Origin of the sequence: Bradyrhizobium niftali, assembly GCF_004571025.1 — a bacterium.
Classification (GTDB): domain Bacteria; phylum Pseudomonadota; class Alphaproteobacteria; order Rhizobiales; family Xanthobacteraceae; genus Bradyrhizobium; species Bradyrhizobium niftali.
The window spans coordinates 38,706-60,059 of the sequence record NZ_SPQT01000017.1; the positions used below are offsets into that span (position 1 = coordinate 38,706).

Sequence of the window (21,354 nt, forward strand, 5' to 3'; positions counted from 1 at the left end):
GAGCGAAGTCATGCCCGAGCGCTACATCAAGTCCGAGCCCTACGCCTGGCCTTATAACGGTGACCTCCGCCCCGAGAACACGGCGCTGATCATCATCGACATGCAGACCGATTTCTGCGGCGTCGGCGGCTACGTCGACAAGATGGGCTATGACCTCTCGCTGACGCGGGCACCGATCGAGCCCATCAAGAAGCTGCTCAGCGTCATGCGCGCTCAGGGCTTTCACATCATCCATACCCGCGAGGGCCATCGCCCCGATCTCTCCGACCTTCCCGCCAACAAGCGCTGGCGCTCGCGCCAGATCGGCGCCGGCATCGGCGATCCCGGCCCCTGCGGCCGCATCCTCGTGCGCGGCGAGCCCGGCTGGGACATCATCGAGGAGCTTAGCCCCCTGCCGGGCGAGCCTGTTATCGACAAACCGGGCAAGGGCTCGTTCTGCGCCACCGACCTGGAGCTGATCCTGCGCGTGCGCGGCATCGAGAACATCGTTCTCACGGGCATCACCACCGACGTCTGCGTCCACACCACCATGCGCGAGGCCAACGACCGCGGCTTCGAATGCGTGCTGCTGCACGATTGCTGCGGCGCCACCGACAAGAGCAATCACGATCATGCGCTGAAGATGATCAAGATGCAGGGCGGCGTGTTCGGTGCGGTCTCCACCTCCGACGCCTTCATCGGAGCGATTTCGTGATCATCGGCGAAACGCCCCCGCCCTCAGGTGCGTTCGGCGTCGACGCCATCGCCATGACCATGCGCTTCGGCGATTTCCTCGCGCTCGACAATGTCGAGCTGAAGGTGCGGCCGGGGTCATTCCATGCGCTGCTCGGCGAGAACGGCGCCGGCAAGTCGACGCTCGTCAAATGCATCATGGGCTATTACCACGCAACCGAGGGCGACATCATCGTCGGCGGCCGCGAGCAGGCGATCGCCAACCCGAAGGACGCTCACGCCCTCGGCCTCGGCATGGTCTACCAGCACTTCACGCTGGTGCCAGCCATGACGGTCGCCGAAAACCTCGTGCTGGCCCGCGACAATGTGCCGGCCGTGGTGGACTGGTCGAAGGAGATGAAGGAGCTCGAGGCCTTCCTCGCGCGGATGCCCTTCAAGGTCCCGCTCTCCGCAAAGGTCTCCGACATCTCGGCCGGCGAACGGCAGAAATGCGAGATCCTGAAACAGCTCTATCTGAAGCGCCGCTTCCTGATCCTGGACGAGCCCACCTCGGTGCTAACGCCGGCGGAGGCCGACGAGGTGCTCGGCATGCTCCGCGACATGGTCGTCAGGGGCGAGCTGACGATCCTGATGATCACGCACAAATTCCGCGAGGTCATGGCCTTCGCCGACGAGGTCACGATCCTGCGCCGCGGCAAGCTCGCCGGAGCCGGCAAGGTCGCTGAGCTCACGCCAGACGCGATGGCCCGCACCATGATCGGGGCCGAGGAACTGACCGTGCAGCCGCCACGCACCGGCGAAGCCGGCCAGGCGCGGCTGGAACTGGAAAAAATTCGCGCGCTCGATGACGCCGGCGCCATTGCCGTCCACGACGTTTCCCTGACCGTGCGCGCCGGCGAGATCGTCGGCATCGCCGGCGTCTCCGGCAACGGCCAGCGCCAGCTCGTCGAGGTGCTGGCCGGCCAGCGCGAGGCCGAGAGCGGCGAGATCCGTGTCGCCGGCGATCCCTATCACGCCAGCCGCGAGGAGATGCGGCGCCACAAGATGTCGCTGCTGCCCGAGGAGCCGCTGAAGAACGCCTGTGTCGGCGGCATGAGCGTCGCCGACAACATCGCCTTCCGCGAGTTCGACCGCGCGCCGTTCGCCAGCGGCGGCTGGTGGCTCAATCGCAGCGCCTTCCGCAACGACGCCAGGAAGAAGATCGGGCAGTACAAGATCAAGACCCGCACGCCCGATACGCCGATCTCGGCGCTGTCGGGCGGCAACGTCCAGCGCGCCGTGCTCGCCCGCGAGCTCGGCGGCGACGTCGAGGTGCTGATTGCCGCCAATCCCTGCTTCGGTCTCGACTTCGCGGCGGTGGCGCAGATCCACGCGGAGATCATGGCGGCGCGCAACCGCGGCGCGGCGGTGCTGCTCGTCAGCGAAGACCTCGATGAACTGCTCGAATTGTCCGATCGCCTCGTGGTAATGTTCCACGGCGCGTTCGTGTATGAAGCACGGACCAGCGAGGCCGATCTCACCGTGGTCGGCCGGCACATGGCGGGACACTGACCAATCGTTTGAGCATGATCTTTTCGGAAAACCGCTGCACACTTTTCCGGATCATGCGTTGGGAGGACCGATGGACGGCGCAGACGAACGCGACGAGCACTTTCTGCGTCTGTCCTTTGCGGTCGCCCGCCGTTCCCTCACCCATGGCAACCATCCCTTCGGCTGCATCGTCGTCGATGCGGACGGCAAGGTGCTGATCGAAACCGAGAACGGCTACTTGCCGGACCGTGACGGCACTGCGCATGCCGAGCGCCTTGCGGCTACGCAGGCCTGCCGCTCGCTCGGCCGGGACGTGCTGGCAAAGGCCACGCTCTACTCCTCGGCAGAACCGTGCGCGATGTGCGCCGGGGCGATCTACTGGGCCGGCATCGGCCGCGTCGTCTACGGCCTCAGCGAGCACCGCCTGCGCGGCGTTACCGGCAACCATCCGGAGAACCCGACCCTCGACCTGCCCTGCCGCGCGGTCTTTGCCAGCGGTCAGCGACCGACGGAGGTCGTCGGGCCGCTGCTGGAGGCCGAGGCCGAAGCGCTGCACGACGGCGTGTGGACGAAGTAGCTCGATTTCGTAGGGTGGGTTAGCCGAAGGCGTAACCCACCTCTTCTGTTTCCGCAGACAAGAACCGTGGTGGATTACGCCTTCGGCTAATCCACCCTACATCACAGCACTCCAAAAACGAATGGCGCCGCGCGGGTCATGCGCGGCGCCATCGTTCTAGCTTGGAGACTTCAGTCGATCAGAACTTCACCGTGATGCCGCCGTAGACCGTGGACTCGGTGCAGCTCTTTGTGCTCTGGCCAGTCGGCGCGATCGTGCAGACGCCAGCCATGGCGTTGTGGTCGAGGCCGAACTTGTTCTGCCAGTAGCGGTAGGCAACCCACAGGTCGACGAAGTGCGAGTACTTGTCGCCCCAGACCGCCTTCGAGGCATCGAAGGTCAGGCGGATCGGCTCGCTGTTCAGCTCGGTCTTGGACTTGGTGCTGAAGATGCCTGTGCCCGACAGCGCGGGAAGGCCGTTCGAGTCACCCTTCGGTCCGTACCAGCCGGCGCGACCGCTGATCGACCAGAACTGCATGTTCGGCGGCAGGAAGCCGAGGTCCATGTAGTAGTTGATTTCGACGGCCCAGGTCGGGTTGTAGCTGACATTGCCGTCGGAGTTACAGGTCACGCCGGGGACGCCGGCGCCGAACAGGCCGCACTGGGTGAAGGCGTTGTGGTTCGAGAACTCCCAGTACATCAACGGAGCGACGTTGATGTAGCCCTTGTAGGGAAGGTCGAAGGCGAACTGGAGACCGGCGACGACGTCGCGCTTGGCGGGCGCGAGGAAGTTGTTCTCGGTGTTGGCATCCATGCCGACTTCGAACGAAATGTTGTGCAGCGGCCCCATGGTGAAGGCCTTGGTGTTGAAGATCTCGTTCCAGCCGAAGGTCGAACGGAACAGGCCGTAGATTTCGGTGGCGCCCGCGCAATCGCTGGCGGTGCCGGCGATGTTCACGCCCGGCGCAACGCAAGGCGAGGCAGGGTCGTTATGACCCGACTTGAACATCGAGATGGTGAAGAAGTTGGTGCCGTAGGCCCAGAGGTCGAAGTGGGTGAAGGAGTAGACCTGCTTGGCGGTGGTGCCGTTGATGCTGCCGTCCGGACGGACGCTCCACATGCCGGGGTCGGTACCCTTGGGCATCCACGAGAAGGACACGCGGTTGTCGATCACCAGGAAGAACGGGAGGTCGGCCGCCTTCTTGGCAGCCTTGACCGGCAGATCCGCCGCCTGGGCCAGGCCAGAGGTAGCGAGCGTAGCAAGTGACAGCGCGGCGGCTGCAATTGCCTTGAAGCGAAACGACATCCTGAATACCCCCAAGTTTGGACACGTAAAAATGAACGTCCCTTGGGTGCGACACTTGCGCCGATCTCCCGGGGTGAGAAGCCTCAACTTCTTTCAAGGCATGCCGCTTGTTTCGGCACGCGGCGGCATTTCACTGCGGAATTCCAGGGATTCTCGCGCGCTCCCTTCCGCCGGCCTACGACAAGGCAAGGCGGGCTATTGCCGGACATTCCCGTTTGATTTTGTTCGGCTTTCATGTCGGAGCGAGCGTGCAAGGCATGATGACCGACGGCCATCGTCGCATCGGTCCGCAAATGCATACGCGCGGTGGCGCGACTTTGCTCAACTTCAGGTCAAGCCTGCACAGCCGGTTCCGATTTGGTTTGAACCGTCACAAATTTGCAACAGACGTCACGCGCAAGCCGCGCCCGCAAGGACAGTCGCGAGGCGCTGGAGCACGATCCGCACCGGCCGGAGCGGCGACTCGCCGATATCAACCGCCTGCCGAAGCGTTGAGCAAGGGATGACGCTTTTCACACCTTACGCGGCGGTTCAAACTAGCTCACTATTGAGACACTTCACCCCATGCAAGCGCATCAGCGAATGTTAGATCCGACGCCTAACGGCCTGCATTCTGGCGAGTCCCCGCTGCTTCAGACGCTCGGGCTCACCAAGCGCTATGGGGATTTTCTCGCCAATGATTCCATCGACATCGACATCTGGCCGAAGGAAATCCACGCGCTGCTGGGCGAGAACGGCGCCGGCAAGTCCACGCTGGTCAAGGCGATCTACGGGCTGATCCAGCCCAGCGCCGGCGAGATTCGCTGGCAGGGCCAGCCGATCGTACTGTCCGGTCCGTCGGAAGCTCGCAGCCGCGGCATCGGCATGGTGTTCCAGCATTTCTCGCTGTTCGACAACCTCACCGTCGCCGAGAACGTCGCGCTCGGCCTCGACGGCAAAGAGTCCTTCAAGGACATGTCGGCGCGGCTGGAGCAGGTGTCGAAGACCTATGGACTGCCGCTCGATCCCAAACGCGAGGTCTGGCAATTGTCGGTTGGCGAGCGCCAGCGTATCGAGATCGTTCGCGCGCTGATGCAGGATCCGAAATTCCTGATCCTGGACGAGCCTACCGCCGTGCTGACGCCGCAAGAGGCCGACCAGCTCTTCATCGTGCTGGAGCGGCTCAAGGCCGAAGGCCGTGCCATCCTCTACATCAGCCACAAGTTGGAGGAGGTGAAGCGCCTCTGCGACACCGCCACGATCCTGCGCGGCGGCAAGAAAGTGGACACCTGCAATCCCCGGCTCGAGACCGCCGCCTCGCTCGCGCGCATGATGGTCGGCGGCGAGATCAAGGAAGTCAAAGCGCCCGCCGGCCGCAAGACCACCGTGCCGCGGCTCGTCGTCAACGACCTCACGCTCGCACCGAGCGAAGCGCACGGCGTTCGGCTTGAGCACATCTCGTTCGAGCTGAAGGGCGGCGAGATTCTCGGCGTCGCCGGCGTCGCTGGCAACGGCCAGGACGAGCTGTTCGCCGCGCTTTCCGGCGAGCGGCTGTCCAAGGACCCCGGCACGGTGGTGATCGAGGGCATCGCCGCCGGGCATCTGTCGATCACGCAGCGGCGCAAGCTGGGGGCCGCCTTCGTTCCCGAGGAACGGCTCGGTCACGGCACCGCGCCGCGCATGAAGCTGTCGGAGAACGCGCTGCTGACCGGGCACGCCGCCAGCGGCATGGTCCATCGCGGCTTCATCGACACCGCGGCCACGCTGAAGACCGTCGACCGCGCGACCGAAACGTTCGACGTGCGCAAGGCCAAGCGCGATCCGGAGGCTGCGAGCCTTTCCGGCGGCAATCTGCAAAAGTTCATCGTCGGCCGCGAGATCCTGCGCAATCCGGCGGTGCTGGTGGTGAGCCAGCCCACCTGGGGCGTCGATGCCGGCGCTGCCGCCGTCATCCGCCAGGCGCTGCTCGATCTCGCAACCGCCGGCGCTGCCGTGCTGGTGACCAGCCAGGATCTCGACGAGCTCGCAGAGATCGCCGACCGCATCGCCGTGATGTTCCACGGCCACCTGTCCGCGCCGCTTGCAACAAGCGAGGCGACCCGCGAAAAGCTCGGCCTTCTGATGGGCGGCAGCAGCCTGGAGCCGAAGGAGGCCGCGCATGCAGTTGGTGCTTGAGAAGCGCGCCGAGCGCTCCAACACGATCGCGCTGGTCTCGCCGCTGATCGCGATCGGGCTGACGATCGTCACCATGACCGTCCTGTTCGCGATCCTCGGCAAGAATCCGCTCCTCGCCCTGCATGCCTATTTCATCGCGCCACTCACTGACAGCTATTCGCTCCAGGAGATCGCGGTGAAGGCGACACCGCTGGTGATGATCGCGATCGGCCTGTCGCTCTGTTATCTCGCCAATGCCTGGAACATCGGCGCCGAAGGGCAATTCCTCATCGGCGCGGTCGCCGGAAGCTGGATTGCGGTGAAGACACAAGGCACCGACGCCGGGGCATGGGTGTTGCCGGCCATGCTCGTGCTCGCAGCCGCGGCAGGCGCGCTCTATGCGCTGATCCCGGCGATCTGCAAGGTGAAGTTCGGCGCCAGCGAGATCCTGACCAGCCTGATGCTGGTCTATGTCGCCGATCTCTTTCTCGACTATCTCGTGCGCGGCCCCTGGCGCGATCCGCAAGGCTTCAATTTCCCGACCACCGCCGAATTCGATCCGGTGGCGACGGTCCCGCTGCTGATCGAAGGCGGCCGGCTGCATCTCGGGTCGATCATCGCCCTGCTCGTCGTTGCGGCGGCGGCGATCCTGCTCGGACGAACCATCAAGGGATTCGAAATCCGGGTGGTTGGCGCGGCGCCGCGCGCGGCGCGGTTCGGCGGCTTCAACGCCAACCAGCTGATCATCCTGACCTTCGCGGTGTCCGGCGCGCTGGCCGGCCTTGCCGGCATCATCGAGGTCGCAGGCCCGGTCGGACATCTCCAGCCCGGTATCTCGCCAGGCTACGGTTTTACCGCGATCATCGTCGCTTTCCTCGGCCGGCTGAATCCCCTTGGAATATTAATTGCAGGCCTTTTTCTCGCACTGACCTTTATCGGCGGCGAGCAGGCGCAGATCGCGATGAAGATCCCGTTGGACGTCACCAAGGTATTTCAGGGCATCCTGCTGTTCTACGTGCTCGCCTGCGACTCCCTCATTCTCTACCGCTTCAAGCTGGTCTTCCCGAACCGACAGGTGGCCCGTGGAACTGGTTGAAGCCATCATCCTTGCGGTGCTCGCCGCCTCGACGCCGCTTCTGATCGCGGCGACCGGCGAGCTCGTGACCGAGCGCTCCGGCGTGCTCAATCTCGGCGTCGAAGGCATGATGATCGTCGGCGCGGCCTGCGGCTTTGCCGGCGCCTGGCTGACCGGCTCGATCTTCATCGGCGCGCTGTTCGGCATCGTCGCGGGCACGCTGATGTCGCTGATCTTCGCGCTGATGGCGCTCGGCCTCGCGGTCAACCAGGTCGCAACGGGCCTGGCGCTGACCATCCTCGGCATCGGGCTCTCCGGCCTGATCGGCGCCGGGTTCGTCGGCGAGCGCATCACGCCGGCGGTGCATCTTGCCATTCCCGGCCTCACCGGCATCCCGCTGATCGGCCGCGTGCTGTTCGGCGAGGACGCCTTCGTTTACTTCTCCATCGCGCTCATCATCGGCGTCTGGTGGTTCCTGTACCGCACGCGGGCGGGCTTGATCCTGCGCGCCTGCGGCGACAATCACGTCTCCGCGCACGCGCTCGGCTATCCCGTGCTGCGCATCCGCACTTTCGCCGTGATGTTCGGCGGCGCCTGCGCCGGGCTTGCCGGCGCTTACCTGCCGCTCGCCTACACGCCGTTCTTCATTCCCGGTATGACCGCGGGCCGCGGCTGGATCGCGCTGGCGCTGGTGGTGTTCTCGTCCTGGCGGCCCGGCCGTCTCGTGGTCGGTGCTTATCTGTTCGGCGCGGTGACGATCCTGCAACTGCACGCGCAGGGCTGGGGCGTCGGCATTCCCTCGCAGTTCATGTCGGCGCTGCCTTACCTTGCGACCGTCATCGTCCTGGTCCTGTTGTCCCGGGCGCGCACCGGCGGCTCGACCGCACCCGCTGCGCTCGGCACCGTGTTCGTGCCTGACCGCTGAGTTTTCAATTCCGCGGCGGGCGCGATGGGGCGCGCACGCTGCGGATCGTGGCTTTCCCCGACTATCTGGAGATCGATGATGAGAAAATCACTTCTTGCACTGGCTGCCGGGCTTCTGCTTGCCGGAAGCGTCAGTGCCGCCTCCGCCGCCGACAAGCTGAAGGTCGGCTTCATCTACCTCGGCCCGGTGGGCGACCTCGGCTGGACCTACCAGCACGAACAGGGACGTCTGGCGCTGGTGAAGGAATTGGGCGACAAGATCGAGACCACCACGCTCGAGAACGTCCCTGAAGGTCCCGACGCCGAGCGCGCCATCGAGCAGCTCGTTCGCGCCGGCAACAAGCTGATCTTCACGACGTCGTTCGGATACATGGATCCGACGCTGAAGGTCGCCAAGAAATACCCGAACGTGCATTTCGAGCACGCCACCGGCTACAAGCGCGACAAGAACATGTCGACCTATTCGGCCAAATGGTATCAGGGCCGCTACATCCAGGGCCTGATCGCGGCCAAGATGTCGAAGTCCGGCGTGCTCGGCTATATTGGCTCGTTCCCGATCCCCGAGGTCGTCTCCGGCATCAACGCGACGATCGTCGCGGCGCAGACGATCAACCCGAACATCAAGGTCAAGATCATCTGGGCCAACACCTGGTTCGATCCGGGCAAGGAAGCCGACGCCGCCAAGGCGCTGATCGACCAGGGCGCCGACGTCATCATGCAGCACACGGACTCGCCGGCGGCGATGCAGATCGCCAGCGAACGCGGCAAGCTCGCCTTCGGCCAGGATTCCGAGATGATCAAGTTCGGGCCCAAGACCCAGCTGACCTCGATCCTCGACACCTGGGGCCCCTACTACATCGAGCGCGTCAAGGCCGAGCTCGCCGGCACCTGGAAGTCCGAGGACACCTGGGGCGGCCTCGACAGCCACATGTTCGCGATGGCGCCCTACACCAACATGCCCGACGACGTGAAGAAGATGGCCGAGGATGCCCAGGCCGCGATCACCGCCGGCAAGCTGCATCCGTTCAAATGCCCGATCGTTGGGCAGGACGGCAAGGAGGTCGAGTGCAAGGGCGGCGCCAATCTCGCTGACGGCCAGATCCTTGGCATGAATTTCTACGTCAAGGGCATCGACGACAAGCTGCCGGGCAAGTAGCACGCTTCTTGCATTGCCTGGATCACCTGCTCCTCCCGGAGGAGGTTCGGAGGGGGTAGCCACAAGCACCCGGCACTTGTGGTTGCCCCCTCTTTCTATTTTGCCCCTATCCGGCCTGCATCGCCCGCGCCGCGGAACCGTGGCGGCGGATGAGATCGGCGACATCCAGTCCCGGAATCGCGCCGTCGATGACGGCCCATTGTCCTGCCACCATGACCCGGTCGGCCCGGTGCGCCCCGCACAGCACCAATGCGGCCAGGGGATCGCCATGGCCGGAGAAGCGCAGCTCGTCGAGCCTGAACAGCGCGAGATCGGCCGCCTTGCCGACGGCAATCTCACCGAGTTCCGGCCGGCCGACACAGGCCGCCGAGCCCTTGGTGGCCCAGCGCAGCGCATCCTTGTGGCTGACCTTCGTCACCCCGTAGCGCGCCCGTTGCAGCAGGAACGCGGCCCGTACCTCCTGCATCAGGTTCGACCCGTCGTTCGAGGCCGAGCCGTCCACGCCGATGCCGATCCCGACACCGGCCTCCTCCATCTCGCAGACCGGGCAGCAACCGGATGCCAGAAGCTGATTGCTGCAGGCGCAATGGCTGACGGTCGTCCCGGCCTTGCCGAGCCGCTTCATCTCGTCCGGATTGAAGAAGATTCCGTGGGCGAGCCAGGTCCGCGCATTGAGCCAGCCGCATTGCTCCAGATAGTCGAGCGGACGGCAGCCATACATCTGCTGGCAGAACTTGTTCTCGTCCTCGGTCTCGGCGAGATGGGTGTGCAGGCGCACGTCGAGCTTGTGGGCGAGATCGGCGGTCGCGCGCATCAGGGAGGTCGTGACCGAGAACGGCGAGCAAGGCGCGAGTGCGATCTGCACCATCGCATCCGCACCGCGCTGGTGATGCTTTGCGACCACGCGCGCGCTGTCGGCGAGAATCGTGTCCTCGTCCTGCACGACGCTGTCGGGCGGCAGACCACCGTCGCGCTGCGACAGGTTCATCGAGCCGCGCGTCAACAGCACGCGCATGCCGAGCCGTTTTGCGACTCCGACCTCGATATCGACGGACTCCTCGAGCCCCGCCGGAAACACGTAGTGATGATCGGTCGTGGTGGTGCAGCCCGACAGCAGCAGTTCGGACATCGCCACGGTCACGCCGAGCTCCAGCGCATCAGGCGTCATCCTCGCCCACACCGGATAGAGCGCCTGGAGCCAGGGAAACAGCTCGCGGTCCATCGCCGCCGGCAGCGCCCGCGTCAGCGTCTGGTAGAAATGATGATGGGTGTTGATGAGGCCCGGCAGCACGACGTGTTCGCCCGCGTCGAACACCGCGACATCCGTGGTCGCAGGCACGCCGCCGGCCGGCACGAGCTCGACGATTCGGCCATCCTTCACCACGATCCCGCGCCCGGCGCCGTCGGCGAGGATGGCCAGCGGATCCCTGATCCAGATCGGCTTTGCGTCGCTCATGATCCTGCTTCTCCCCACATCCGCTGACGGCAGACCGGCAAGCCGGAGGCCAGCCCGATCGCGTTCCAGCTGCGACTTCTTGTTGCGACTTGGCTCTGGTCTTGCAAGACTTTCCCTCGGTACAAATCACTCGGTGCAAGCGCTGGCGCAGCCATGGACTTGAATACCATCACAGCCGTAGCCCATCCGCAAACGCGCGCGCAGCTGCCCGTTTGGACGCCAGGTGATGCTTGGCTCGCAGGCGGCACGTGGCTGTTCTCGGAGCCGCAAGCGCAGCTGACACGGCTGATCGATCTCACCGATCTGAAATGGCCGGCGCTGACGATCACCGAGAGCCATCTCGGCATAGCCGCAACTTGCACTGTCGCGCAGATCGATGGGCTCGCCTGTCCGCCCGACTGGCTCGCGGCGCCGCTGATCAACCAGTGCTGCCGCGCCTTCCTTGCTTCGTTCAAGATCTGGAAGACCGCAACCGTCGGCGGCAATCTCTGCATGTCGCTGCCGGCGGGTCCGATGATCTCGCTCACATCAGCGCTCGACGGCGTCTGCACGATCTGGAAGGCCGGCGGCGGCGAACAGAAGATTCCCGTCATCGACTTCGTCACCGGCAACCAGCGCAACCGCCTGACGCCGGGCGACTTGCTGCGGCAGATCGATATCCCGATTGCCGCGCTGAAGCGCCGCACGGCGTTTCGTCAGATCTCGCTCGCCCCGGTCGGCCGCTCGGCAGCGCTCCTGATCGGCAGCCTCGATCCCGATGGCACGCTGGCGTTGACCGTCACCGCATCGACGGTGCGGCCGATCCGGCTCTCCTTCCCCAAACCGCCGGACGCGAACGCGCTTCGCGACGCGATCGTGCAGCAGATCACGGATGATCTTTACCACACCGACATCCACGGCAAGCCGCTCTGGCGCAAGCACATGACGGTGCGGCTCGCCGAGGAGATTCGCGGCGAACTCCTGGGGGCAACGCCCTCATGAGCTTCGAGATCAACGGCAAGACGTTTCCGCAGCAGCCACGCGCCGGCCAGTGCCTGCGCACGTTCCTGCGCGAGCTCGGTCATTTCGGCGTCAAGAAGGGCTGCGATGCCGGCGATTGCGGCGCCTGCACCGTGCTGCTGGACGGCGAGCCGGTGCACAGCTGCCTGATCCCGGCATTCCGCGCCGAGGGGCGCACCGTCACCACGATCGAGGGCCTCGGCGGCGACCACGGCGCGCATCCGCTGCAGCAGGCCTTCCTCGATGCGCAGGGCTTTCAATGCGGCTTCTGCACCGCCGGCATGATCCTGACCTGCGCCGCGCTGAACCAGGCGCAGCGCACCGATCTCGGCGCCGCGCTGAAGGGCAATATCTGCCGCTGCACCGGCTATCGCGCGATCGAGGACGCGCTGCTCGGCAAGATCAATGTCGAGGAGAGCGTCGAGGCCGGTGCCGCCTTCGGCCGCAGCCTTCCGGCGCCAGCAGGTCCCGATGTCGTGCGCGGCAAGGCACGCTACACCTTCGACACGCAGATTGACGGCCTGCTGCACATCAAGCTGCTCCGCTCGCCTCACGCCCACGCCAGGATCACCGCGATCGAAAAGTCCGCGGCGCTCGGCGTTCCCGGCGTGCATGCGGTGCTGACGCATGAGGATGCGCCATCCGTTCTGATCTCGACCGCGCGGCACGAGAAGGACTGGATGGACCCGGAGGACACCCGCATCCTCGACGACGTCGTGCGCTTCATCGGCCAGAAGGTCGCCGCCGTCGTCGCCGACAGCGAGGGCGCTGCCGAGGAGGCTTGCCGGAGGCTCAAGGTCACTTACGAGATCCTGCCTGCGCTGATCGATCCAGAGCAGGCGATGGCGTCCGGCGCGCCGGTCATTCATCCCGACCGGACCACCGAGAACCGGGTCGCCGACGCCCAGCGCAACCTCGCGGCCGAGACCCATGGCGAGTTCGGCGATGTCGCAGCAGCACTCGCCACATCCGCCGTCACCTACGAGGCCACCTTCCACAGTCATCGCGTGCAGCATGCGGCGCTGGAGACCCATGGCGGCCTCGCCTGGCTCGACGCTTCCGGTGTGCTCAACGTCCGCACCTCGACGCAGGTGCCGTTCCTGACCCGGCGCGCGCTGTCCGACATCTTCCAGCTGCCCATGGACAAGGTCCGCGTGTTCTGCGAGCGCGTCGGCGGCGGCTTCGGCGGCAAGCAAGAGATGTTCGTCGAGGACATCCTTGCGCTCGCTGCGCTCAAGACCGGACGGCCCGTGAAGCTCGAGCTCACCCGCGAGGAGCAGTTCATCGCGACCTCGACGCGGCATCCAATGCGGGTCCACATCAAGGCCGGTGCCGATGCCGACGGCATGCTCACCGCACTCCAGCTCGACGTGCTCTCCAACACCGGCGCTTACGGCAATCACGCCGGCCCGGTGATGTTCCACTCGCTGTCGGAGTCCATCGCCGTCTACAATTGCCCAAACAAGCGAGTGGACGGCTACGCCGTCTACACCAACACGGTGCCATCGGGCGCGTTTCGCGGCTATGGCCTGCCGCAAACGTTGATCGCGATCGAGGCCGCGATCGACGAGCTGGCCAGGCAGCTCGGCATCAGCCCCTACGACATGCGCCGGCGCAACATCGTCAAGCCTGGCGACCCCATGCTGTCGCCGCCGCCGTCCGAATTTCACGACGTGCTCTATGGCTCCTACGGGCTCGACCAGTGCCTCGATCTCGTCGAGCGCGCGATGCAGGCCGATGGCCCGCAGCCGGAGCTGTCGCCGGAATGGCTGATCGGCGACGGTGTCGCGCTGACCATGATCGACACGGTGCCGCCGGCCGGCCACATCGCGGACGCCATGATCGCGCTCAACGACGACGGCGGCTTCGACCTCACCGTCGGCACCGCAGAGTTCGGCAACGGCACCAGCACGGTCCACCGCCAGATCGCGGCGACGACGCTTGCGACCACCGTCGACAGGATTCGCCTGCGCCAGTCCGACACCGCCCATGGCGGCCACGACACCGGCGCCTATGGCAGCGCGGGCACTTTCGTCGCCGGCAAGGCGACGCATGCAGCCGCCATGCAGCTTGCGACCGAGCTGAGGGCCGCGGCCGCAGACGCCTGGCTCTGCGACGTCGAAAGCTGCTCGCTCGAGGGCGAGACCGTCGTCAGCGGCGTACGACGGATGTCCTTTGCTGAACTGGCGACGCTTGCACGCGAGCGTGGTCAACCGCTCGAGGCCAGCGGCAATTCCGGCGGCACGCCGCGCTCGGTCGGCTTCAACGTGCAGGGCTTTCGCGTGGCGGTGAACAAGGGCACCGGCGAGCTCAAGATTCTCAGAAGCGTGCAGGCGGCAGATGCCGGCATCGTCGCCAACCCGATGCAGTGCCGCGGCCAGGTCGAGGGCGGCGTCGCGCAGGCGCTTGGCGCTGCGCTCTACGAGGAGATGGTGATCGACGCGACCGGCCGCGTCACCAACCCGAAGTTCCGCGACTACCACCTGCCTTCTTTCGCCGACGTGCCGCGCACCGAGGTCCTCTTCGCCGAGACATCCGACACGGTCGGCCCCCTGGGCGCGAAGTCGATGAGCGAGAGTCCGTACAACCCGGTCGCCGCCGCGCTCGGCAATGCGATTGCAGACGCCACCGGCATCCGCTTCACGGCGCCGCCTTTCAAGCCGGACCGGCTGTTTCCGGCGCTGCACGACAAATTTGGTTAGGCTGTTTCGGGGGATTCATTCATGAGCAGCGAGGTCCATCCCGTCGACGAGGTCCTGCCGGTCCCGCGCCTGCTCGCACTCGGGCTCCAGCACGTGCTGGTGATGTATGCCGGCGCGGTCGCGGTGCCGCTGATCATCGGACGCGCGCTGAAGCTGCCGCCGGAGGACGTTGCCTTCCTGATCAGCGCCGACCTGTTCGCCTGCGGGATCGCGACGCTGGTCCAATGCCTCGGCTTTCCCGGCGTCGGCATCCGCCTGCCGGTGATGATGGGGGTGACGTTCGCCTCGGTCGGACCGATGCTCTCGATGGCGGTCGCACCCGATATCGGCCTGCTCGGCATCTACGGCTCCGTCATCGCCGCCGGCATCTTCGGCATCGTCGCCGCGCCCTTCGTCAGCCGGCTGCTGCCGTTGTTTCCGCCCGTCGTCACCGGCAGCATCATTCTCGTCATCGGCATCTCCTTGATGCGGGTCGGCATCAACTGGGCCGGCGGCGGCCTGCCGACGCTGACGAAGGTGGTCGATGGCGTCGCCGGCAGCTTTCCCAATCCAGCCTATGGGCAATTGCAGGGCCTTGGCATCTCGCTGTTCGTGCTGCTCTTCATCCTCGGCCTGATCAAATGGGGCACCGGCTTCCTCGCCAACGTTTCCGTGCTGCTCGGCATCGTCGCCGGCGCCGTACTCGCAACCATTCTGGGCGTGATGCATTTCGACAAGGTCACTGCCGCCTCCTGGGGCGCGCTGGTGATCCCCTTCCGCTTCGGCATGCCGCAATTTCATCTGGTGCCTGTTGTCACCATGTGCGTCGTCATGATCGTGGTGATGATCGAGTCGCTCGGCATGTTCCTCGCGCTCGGCGACATCACCGGCAAGGCGGTCGACCGCGAAGCCCTGAGCCGGGGCCTGCGCGCTGACGGCGTCGGGACGCTGCTCGGCGGCATCTTCAACACCTTTCCCTACACCTCGTTCTCGCAGAATGTCGGCCTGGTCTCAGTCACCGGCGTGCGCTCGCGCTGGGTGACGGTGACGGGCGGCTGCATCATGCTCGGGCTTGGCCTGCTGCCGAAGCTCGCGGCGCTGGTCGAGGCGGTGCCGCTGGTCGTGCTCGGCGGCGCGGGCCTCGTGATGTTCGGCATGGTCGCGGCAACAGGCGCGCGCATCCTCACCTCGGTCGATTTCCGCACCAACCGCTACAATCTCTTCATCGTCGCGATCTCGATCGGCTTCGGCCTGATCCCGCTCGCCGCGCCCGGATTCTTTCGGAACCTGCCGCATGATCTCCAGCCGTTGCTGGAGTCCGGCATTCTGCTTTGTGCGGTGGTCTCGGTGCTGCTCAATGCTTTCTTCAACGGCTTGAGCGGTGGCGCTGCGGCCGAGACAGATGCAGCGGCAGCCGCATCATCGGCACAACATGTCTAGCTAGCTGCCGCGATAGGTCGCGTAGCTCCAGGGCGTGACCAGCAGCGGCACGTGGTAGTGGTTTTCCGGCTCGCTGATCGCAAAGCGCAGCGGGATCTCGTCGAGGAACGCCGGCTCTGACAGCGGCACGTTGCGCTCGGCGTAATATCTGGCGACGCGAAAGCGAAGCTCGTAGCGGCCGATCGGAAGCGGGCGCCCGCCGATCAGCGGCTGGTCGGTCCGCCCATCAGCATTGGTGACGGTGCGCGCGATGACGCGGCTCTCGCCGAGACTCGCGAGCTCGATCAGCTCCACGGGGATGCCGGGCGCAGGTTTGCCGGCGTGGTTGTCCAGCACATGCGTCGAGAGCCGGCCGTGCACCTTGAGCTTGTCGTCGGCGACGACGAGCTGATCGAGCCGCAGCGCCGAGATGCGGCCAATCTCCTCGATCGCACGTCGCGTCTCGGTCTTGGCAATATTGAGCAGCCGCGTCTCGAAGTCGCGCAGCACGGAATCCTTGGTGTGGCGGCGCACGCAGACGATGTAGGGGAAGCCGAACTTTTCACGGTACGCATTGTTGACGCGCTCGAACGCGGCATATTCGGCGTCCGACAGCCGGTCGAGCCCGGCGCTGTTCTGCTCGTCGGTCGATTCCGCCGTGAGGCCCGCGGCGCGCTGGGTCTTGTTGGCGAGATCGGGATGCGCCCGGATCAGCGCCAGCTGCACGTCGGGTTCGGCGCTCTGGATCGCTGCCATCAGCGCGGTGTGCAACTGGTTGATGCCGGTGAATGGCCGCTGCCCGGCGAGCTTCTCCGCAATCCACGGCGAATATTCGACGACATTGGCGAGCGCCGCGACGAAGCCGGCTTTGTCAGCGGCGTTGAGATCGGCGAGCGGGATTTGCGACATCGTAGCTTACCCGATCTCGAACGCGTCGGCGGCCAGGTGCGCGTGCTTGTCGTGCCAATGCTGCGCGATCTGGAGCCGCGTCGGCACCCAGACGCGCTCGTGCTTGCCGATGTAATCCAGGAAGCGGATCAGCCCCGCGGCGCGACCGGGCCGGCCGGCGAGGCGGCAGTGCAGCCCCACCGACATCATCTTCGGCGCGGCCTCGCCTTCGGCGTAGAGCACGTCGAAGGCGTCCTTCAGATAGGTGAAGAACTGCTCGCCTTCGGCAAAGCCCTGCGGGTTGATGAACCGCATGTCGTTGGCGTCTAACGTATAGGGGATGATGAGCTGCTTGCCCCTGGCGCCCTTGACCCAATAGGGCAGATCATCGGCATAGGAGTCGCAGAGATAGAGGAAGCCACCCTCCTCCATCAGGAGACGGTTGGTGTTGATCGAGGAGCGTCCGGTGTACCAGCCGAGCGGCCGCGATCCGGTCGCCTCAAGGTGGACGCGGATCGCCTCGGCGATCTCGGCGCGCTCCTGCGCCTCGGTCATGTCCTTGTGCTCGATCCATTTCAGGCTGTGGCTCGCGATGTCCCAGCCGGACTCCTTCATCGCGGCAACGATGTCCGGATTGCGCTTCAGCGCGGTGGCGACGCCGAACACGGTGGTCGGCCACTTCCGTTCGTTGAACATCCGCCACAGCCGCCAGAAGCCGGCGCGCGAGCCATATTCGAACATCGATTCGATATTGGCGTGGCGCTGGCCCGGCCAGGGCTGCGCGCCGAGCACGTCGGACAGGAAGGCTTCCGAGGCGCGGTCGCCGTGCAGGATGTTGTTCTCGCCGCCCTCCTCGAAATTGACGACGAACTGCACCGCAACCCGCGCGTTGCCCGGCCATTGCGGATGCGGCGGGTTGCGGCCGTAGCCGCGGAGATCGCGCGGGTAGCGGGTATCAGTCACTCAGACTTCCTCGAAGCGGATCGGCAGCGCGCCCTTCCACAGCACGCTCTTGCCCAGCGTCGCGAGATTCTCCAGCCCCGAGGTCACCGTGATGAAGTGATTGCCGGCGAGCTGGCCCATCTTGCTCGCGAAGCTCACGCCGCCATACGCCATCAAGATCTCGGTCTCGCTGATGCCGCCGGGATAGAGGATGATCTGGCCGGGCGCGGGATAGCTGGTGTGGTTCTCATAGCCGACGCCGAAATCGAGGTCGCCGAGCGGCATCCACACCGCCTCGCCGCTCCAGCGCACGTGGATGATGTGGCTTTCGAACGGCATGGCCTTGCGGAACGCGGCAACGGTCTTGGGCGCCGCTTGCTCCTCGAAGCGGGCATCGAAGGTGTAGTCGCCGGCACGGATAACGAGTTTGCTCATCTCATCTCTCTGGATCGGGGGCTAAAGGCCCCACGGGGAACTTTCAAGCAAAGAGCATTCCATCGGGCTTCGCGCAAGGGGCGCGACACCTCACCTGCGGTCGTAGGACCAGCCGAAAATGCCGCTCCGCCGCGTTTCCGGCTCGGGCTCGGCGACAGGCGGCGGCGCCTCCTTGAGTTCCGCCTGCGGCGGGGGTGGAGGCGGTGCGGGAAGGTTCTCGCATTTCATCGAGTAGACCAGCTTGCCGTCCGCGGTCCGCCCGATCGGCGCGCAGGGGTCCGGATGCGCCGCCGAACTCCTCGGAGTGGGCTTGACCTGCGCCGCAGCCGGCGCCGCGATCAGGAGAAGGACCAGCAGATATTTCGACATCGTTGTCGCCTGAAAACCAATTCGCCCCATTCAACCGGATTGCCGGGGGCAAGTCCATCGGGCCCGACCGGCCTATTGCCGAATATTTAGCCGGGACCAGAAAAATGGCTCGCCGCAACGTGAAGGTGGCGCCGCTGATATTCGCCAGGTCCCATCGCCATGTCAGCCGCGACGACGAACACATTTCTCACAGCCGGAGCGTCGTCACGGGAGAAACAACGATGCAAAAAACTTTCGCCATTCTCGGCGCCACGCTGATTGCCGCCGCCACCATCCAGACCGCCGCTGCGAGCGACCGCCACCACGGCCGCAAGGCACAACCGGCCCCCATCACCCAATCGGTGCGCGACTCCAACGCCGCGCTCTGGCCGTCGCAGCCAACTACGCCCGACTGGTCGCGCTACACCAACGGCGCCATGTCGGCACCGGCGGGACGGTAGAAGGTGGACGATCTCACCATCTCCATCACGGTCACCCCCGCGCAACGCGGGGGTGACCGTGATGAATTGGGACTCGCCGCCTCCACATCGTCATTGCGAGCGGAGCGAAGCAATCCAGAGTCTTTCCACGGAGGGATTCTGGATTGCTTCCGCCTTCGCTAGAGCTTCGGGACAAGTCGCTTCGCTCGCAATGACGGAGCATGAGGCATCGACGTCGTCCTCCAAATACAACTGTCATTCCCAGCCTTGTGCGCACTGGGGCGGGGAATCCAGTACGCTGCAGCTTCTCGATTCAATCACCGCCGTCTCAGAGTACTGGATCGCCCGGTCAAGCCGGGCGATGACGCCGAGTGTTGGGCGAACTGTCTCCACACCGTCATTGCGAGCGGAGCGAAGCAATCCAGAGTCTTTCCACGGAGGGATTCTGGATTGCTTCGCTTCGCTCGCAATGACGGAGCATGAGGCATCGACGTCGTCCTCCAAATACAACTGTCATTCCCCGCGAAGGCGGGGAATCCAGTACGCTGCGATCTCTCGGCTGAACCACAACTGTCTCGGAGTACTGGATCGCCCGGTCAAGCCGGGCGATGACAGCGAGCAGTTGGATGCAGACACGCCTTCGCAGCCTCGCGGCGGATTTCGCCCGAGCTTTGTTTTGTCGCTCCACCCTCTTTGTCCAAGAGGGCGCAGGGAAGGCCGGGTGCTGACCTGGCACCCGCGGTCTGCTGCGCGAGGTGGTGCGAAGAAACCGCACAGCAGCATACAGGTGTAGCCAATCACTCGGCCTTCCCTGCGCAGTGGTTGGACGGCTTATGCCGTGCTCTCCCGGGAGCCGAGTTCGTTCTGGCCTCCCTCGCCTTCGCGGAATTCACCGACGCCGCGCCGGTTGACGCGACTGCCGCCTCCGCCAAGGCTTGACCGTAGCAACGACGGCCAGGACCACACGGTTTTGCCGTACGCACGGCTCGCCATTTCGCCGCAGTCTTCCCAGCCCTGTCGACGGAGCCGGAAACTTACAAACGAGACGAACCTGACAGCGCCGCTCGTCTGGCACGCAGCCTTGGGCTCACGGAGAGCAATCCGCCCTGCCCTTGGCCTCTCGCGCCCGACGCTGCCGCGTCCACCGCAAGCCCGGCTCGCGAAAATGACGACCACATGATCGCCCCTCAAGGATGAGCCGGGATGGGCGACACATACGACAAATCCGAATTTCGGTAAAGCGGAATATATTCATGGAAGGGCATTGACAGGCGGGCGAAACAGGACGGACGGCGGGCCAGCCCGTCCCCGAAGCAACAAAGGGGCGGTGCAAAGCACCGCCCCTTTGGCGAAATCGGTGAACCTTCCCGCGGATCTGACGATGACCTCGGATTGCACTCCGTCCAGGCCAAGGCGAAAACGACCGCCTAGTAGGGCTGATAATAATAGCGCTGGCCGTAGTAGGGACCGCCGCCGTAGTAGCCCGGGCCGCCGTAGTAAGGACGCTGACCATAGTAATAGTTGTCCTCATAGTACTCGCGGCGCCGCTGCTCGGCGATCACCCCGCCGATGATGCCCGCCGCGGCACCCATGACCGCAAGGCCCGCAGCGTTCGGTCCGCGTCGATAGTAGCGACGTCGGGCTGCGCTGAAATCGGTGACGTCGGAGGCGGCCTGCCCCGCCGTGACGACCTTTGCGGACACCGCCTTGGCCGGTCCCGCGGACGCGGCAGCCGAGGGCGATGCAGAGGTTGCGACCAGTGCCAGGCTGGCGACCGCGGCCAGTACAATGCTGCGGCCAGCCGCGGAATTCATCGGTCCATCACTCATTTTGTTTTGACCTTCCTCTGCTCTCGCCCAAATTGACCTATGCAAACGATATATAATGCGCAAACCGCTGAAATGGTTCGTGATCGCGGCAATCTGCCACGCTTTGAACGATTGTAAACCGAACGACCAGATGCAGCTTGAACCACTCAACCTGAGCGGATAATGAACAGCCGCGCCGTTTTTCGGTCGCCGTAAGCGTTTCACGTGAACCAACGCATCAACCGACGCCGTCGGGATCGATGCCATTTGCAGGGTTCAACGTGACTGACGCGTCCTTTTCCGTAAGAGAAATCAGATGATTGCGGTTCGCAAACTGCCGGCGCGCTATGCGCCGATCGTAATGCCTTTTGTGCTGTCCATCCTCATGACGGCCGTGGTGTCGGTCATTTCGACGCTTCGAAGCCTCGGCGCAACGCCGGCCTTCCTCGCGACTTGGCCGGGCGCCTGGGCGCTGTCATGGCTGGTCGCCTTTCCAACGCTGCTGATGGTGTTGCCACTGGTCCGCCGCATCGTGGCGTGCGTCGTTGCTTCTCCGTCTCAGTGAACCGGAAAAGCGCTTGGCATC

Annotated in this window: 19 protein-coding genes; 12 read left to right on the plus strand and 7 right to left on the minus strand. The window is 65.1% G+C overall.

What is annotated here, in order from left to right; genetic code table 11:
* The first annotated feature begins 10 nt into the window (after positions 1-10).
* From biuH to E4K65_RS26645, 3 genes are all read left to right on the plus strand, one after another.
* Positions 11-694 (plus strand): biuret amidohydrolase, encoded by a 684-nt coding sequence (biuH, locus tag E4K65_RS26635; RefSeq protein WP_135176642.1) that lies wholly within the window; start codon positions 11-13, stop codon positions 692-694.
* A complete protein-coding gene (locus E4K65_RS26640) occupies positions 691-2,223 on the plus strand; it encodes an ABC transporter ATP-binding protein (RefSeq protein WP_135176643.1) in 1,533 nt (510 codons plus the stop codon). The genes biuH and E4K65_RS26640 overlap by 4 nt, the downstream gene beginning before the upstream one ends.
* 70 nt (positions 2,224-2,293) lie before the next feature.
* Positions 2,294-2,779 carry a nucleoside deaminase gene (locus E4K65_RS26645; RefSeq protein ID WP_135176644.1) on the plus strand — a complete coding sequence of 162 codons (486 nt, stop codon included), beginning with the start codon at positions 2,294-2,296 and terminating at the stop codon, positions 2,777-2,779.
* A 178-nt stretch (positions 2,780-2,957) separates the two neighbouring features.
* Here E4K65_RS26645 and E4K65_RS26650 read toward each other — a convergent pair whose 3' ends face one another.
* Positions 2,958-4,064 carry a hypothetical protein gene (locus E4K65_RS26650; protein ID WP_135176645.1) on the minus strand — a complete coding sequence of 369 codons (1,107 nt, stop codon included), beginning with the start codon at positions 4,062-4,064 and terminating at the stop codon, positions 2,958-2,960.
* 582 nt (positions 4,065-4,646) lie between these two features.
* On the opposite strand from E4K65_RS26650, the gene E4K65_RS26655 reads away from it, so the two are divergent.
* From E4K65_RS26655 to E4K65_RS26670, 4 genes are all read left to right on the plus strand, one after another.
* Entirely contained in the window at positions 4,647-6,218 is a 1,572-nt protein-coding gene (locus E4K65_RS26655; protein WP_135176646.1) for an ABC transporter ATP-binding protein, read from the plus strand.
* Positions 6,202-7,293 carry an ABC transporter permease gene (locus E4K65_RS26660; RefSeq protein ID WP_135176647.1) on the plus strand — a complete coding sequence of 364 codons (1,092 nt, stop codon included), beginning with the start codon at positions 6,202-6,204 and terminating at the stop codon, positions 7,291-7,293. Before E4K65_RS26655 ends, E4K65_RS26660 begins: the two co-directional genes overlap by 17 nt.
* Positions 7,280-8,197 (plus strand): ABC transporter permease, encoded by a 918-nt coding sequence (locus E4K65_RS26665; RefSeq protein ID WP_135176648.1) that lies wholly within the window; start codon positions 7,280-7,282, stop codon positions 8,195-8,197. The genes E4K65_RS26660 and E4K65_RS26665 overlap by 14 nt, the downstream gene beginning before the upstream one ends.
* Positions 8,198-8,275: 78 nt before the next feature.
* Positions 8,276-9,352, plus strand: coding sequence for a BMP family ABC transporter substrate-binding protein (locus E4K65_RS26670; RefSeq protein WP_027545861.1), 1,077 nt, complete (start codon positions 8,276-8,278; stop codon positions 9,350-9,352).
* 106 nt (positions 9,353-9,458) lie between these two features.
* Here the strand turns inward: E4K65_RS26670 and E4K65_RS26675 are convergent, their stop codons facing one another.
* Entirely contained in the window at positions 9,459-10,808 is a 1,350-nt protein-coding gene (locus tag E4K65_RS26675; protein WP_167771171.1) for an 8-oxoguanine deaminase, read from the minus strand.
* A gap of 153 nt (positions 10,809-10,961) precedes the next feature.
* Between E4K65_RS26675 and E4K65_RS26680 the strand changes: the two genes are divergently transcribed.
* From E4K65_RS26680 to E4K65_RS26690, 3 genes are read left to right on the plus strand one after another with little or no spacing between them, the layout of a single operon-like run.
* Positions 10,962-11,789: an FAD binding domain-containing protein gene (locus E4K65_RS26680; protein WP_135176650.1), complete on the plus strand. Its 828-nt coding sequence runs from the start codon at positions 10,962-10,964 to the stop codon at positions 11,787-11,789.
* Positions 11,786-14,509 (plus strand): molybdopterin-dependent oxidoreductase, encoded by a 2,724-nt coding sequence (locus E4K65_RS26685; RefSeq protein WP_135176651.1) that lies wholly within the window; start codon positions 11,786-11,788, stop codon positions 14,507-14,509. The genes E4K65_RS26680 and E4K65_RS26685 overlap by 4 nt, the downstream gene beginning before the upstream one ends.
* Before the next feature lie 21 nt (positions 14,510-14,530).
* Positions 14,531-15,928 (plus strand): nucleobase:cation symporter-2 family protein, encoded by a 1,398-nt coding sequence (locus E4K65_RS26690; RefSeq protein WP_135176652.1) that lies wholly within the window; start codon positions 14,531-14,533, stop codon positions 15,926-15,928.
* On the opposite strand, the gene uraD is transcribed toward E4K65_RS26690, so the two are convergent.
* From uraD to E4K65_RS26710, 4 genes are all read right to left on the minus strand, one after another.
* Positions 15,929-16,816 carry a 2-oxo-4-hydroxy-4-carboxy-5-ureidoimidazoline decarboxylase gene (gene uraD / locus E4K65_RS26695; RefSeq protein ID WP_135176653.1) on the minus strand — a complete coding sequence of 296 codons (888 nt, stop codon included), beginning with the start codon at positions 16,814-16,816 and terminating at the stop codon, positions 15,929-15,931.
* A 6-nt stretch (positions 16,817-16,822) separates the two neighbouring features.
* Positions 16,823-17,758, minus strand: coding sequence for an allantoinase PuuE (gene puuE, locus E4K65_RS26700; RefSeq protein ID WP_135176654.1), 936 nt, complete (start codon positions 17,756-17,758; stop codon positions 16,823-16,825).
* A complete protein-coding gene (locus E4K65_RS26705) occupies positions 17,759-18,172 on the minus strand; it encodes a DUF3830 family protein (protein ID WP_008134648.1) in 414 nt (137 codons plus the stop codon).
* A 90-nt stretch (positions 18,173-18,262) separates the two neighbouring features.
* On the minus strand, positions 18,263-18,541 hold the full coding sequence (locus E4K65_RS26710) for a hypothetical protein (RefSeq protein WP_167771172.1): 279 nt from the start codon (positions 18,539-18,541) through the stop codon (positions 18,263-18,265).
* 221 nt (positions 18,542-18,762) lie between these two features.
* Here E4K65_RS26710 and E4K65_RS26715 point away from each other — a divergent pair, with 221 nt between their 5' ends.
* The gene (locus tag E4K65_RS26715; protein ID WP_167771173.1) at positions 18,763-18,981 is read left to right on the plus strand and encodes a hypothetical protein; all 219 of its coding nucleotides are present in this window, start codon (positions 18,763-18,765) and stop codon (positions 18,979-18,981) included.
* 1,406 nt (positions 18,982-20,387) lie between these two features.
* On the opposite strand, the gene E4K65_RS26735 is transcribed toward E4K65_RS26715, so the two are convergent.
* Positions 20,388-20,789 carry a hypothetical protein gene (locus E4K65_RS26735; protein WP_167771174.1) on the minus strand — a complete coding sequence of 134 codons (402 nt, stop codon included), beginning with the start codon at positions 20,787-20,789 and terminating at the stop codon, positions 20,388-20,390.
* A gap of 295 nt (positions 20,790-21,084) precedes the next feature.
* Between E4K65_RS26735 and E4K65_RS26740 the strand changes: the two genes are divergently transcribed.
* On the plus strand, positions 21,085-21,333 hold the full coding sequence (locus E4K65_RS26740; RefSeq protein ID WP_027546509.1) for a DUF2798 domain-containing protein: 249 nt from the start codon (positions 21,085-21,087) through the stop codon (positions 21,331-21,333).
* Positions 21,334-21,354 lie beyond the last annotated feature (21 nt).

Excerpts from the sequence above, each read along its gene's own strand:
- E4K65_RS26680 (WP_135176650.1), top strand. The coding sequence starts at position 10,962 with ATGGACTTGAATACCATCACAGCCGTAGCCCATCCGCAAACGCGCGCG.
- E4K65_RS26690 (WP_135176652.1), top strand. The coding sequence starts at position 14,531 with ATGAGCAGCGAGGTCCATCCCGTCGACGAGGTCCTGCCGGTCCCGCGC.
- E4K65_RS26660 (WP_135176647.1), top strand. The coding sequence starts at position 6,202 with ATGCAGTTGGTGCTTGAGAAGCGCGCCGAGCGCTCCAACACGATCGCG.
- E4K65_RS26715 (WP_167771173.1), top strand. The coding sequence starts at position 18,763 with ATGCAAAAAACTTTCGCCATTCTCGGCGCCACGCTGATTGCCGCCGCC.
- E4K65_RS26710 (WP_167771172.1), bottom strand. The coding sequence starts at position 18,541 with ATGTCGAAATATCTGCTGGTCCTTCTCCTGATCGCGGCGCCGGCTGCG.
- E4K65_RS26735 (WP_167771174.1), bottom strand. The coding sequence starts at position 20,789 with ATGAGTGATGGACCGATGAATTCCGCGGCTGGCCGCAGCATTGTACTG.
- E4K65_RS26740 (WP_027546509.1), top strand. The coding sequence starts at position 21,085 with ATGATTGCGGTTCGCAAACTGCCGGCGCGCTATGCGCCGATCGTAATG.
- E4K65_RS26675 (WP_167771171.1), bottom strand. The coding sequence starts at position 10,808 with ATGAGCGACGCAAAGCCGATCTGGATCAGGGATCCGCTGGCCATCCTC.
- uraD (WP_135176653.1), bottom strand. The coding sequence starts at position 16,816 with ATGTCGCAAATCCCGCTCGCCGATCTCAACGCCGCTGACAAAGCCGGC.
- biuH (WP_135176642.1), top strand. The coding sequence starts at position 11 with ATGCCCGAGCGCTACATCAAGTCCGAGCCCTACGCCTGGCCTTATAAC.
- E4K65_RS26645 (WP_135176644.1), top strand. The coding sequence starts at position 2,294 with ATGGACGGCGCAGACGAACGCGACGAGCACTTTCTGCGTCTGTCCTTT.
- E4K65_RS26685 (WP_135176651.1), top strand. The coding sequence starts at position 11,786 with ATGAGCTTCGAGATCAACGGCAAGACGTTTCCGCAGCAGCCACGCGCC.
- E4K65_RS26650 (WP_135176645.1), bottom strand. The coding sequence starts at position 4,064 with ATGTCGTTTCGCTTCAAGGCAATTGCAGCCGCCGCGCTGTCACTTGCT.
- E4K65_RS26655 (WP_135176646.1), top strand. The coding sequence starts at position 4,647 with ATGTTAGATCCGACGCCTAACGGCCTGCATTCTGGCGAGTCCCCGCTG.
- E4K65_RS26705 (WP_008134648.1), bottom strand. The coding sequence starts at position 18,172 with ATGAGCAAACTCGTTATCCGTGCCGGCGACTACACCTTCGATGCCCGC.
- E4K65_RS26670 (WP_027545861.1), top strand. The coding sequence starts at position 8,276 with ATGAGAAAATCACTTCTTGCACTGGCTGCCGGGCTTCTGCTTGCCGGA.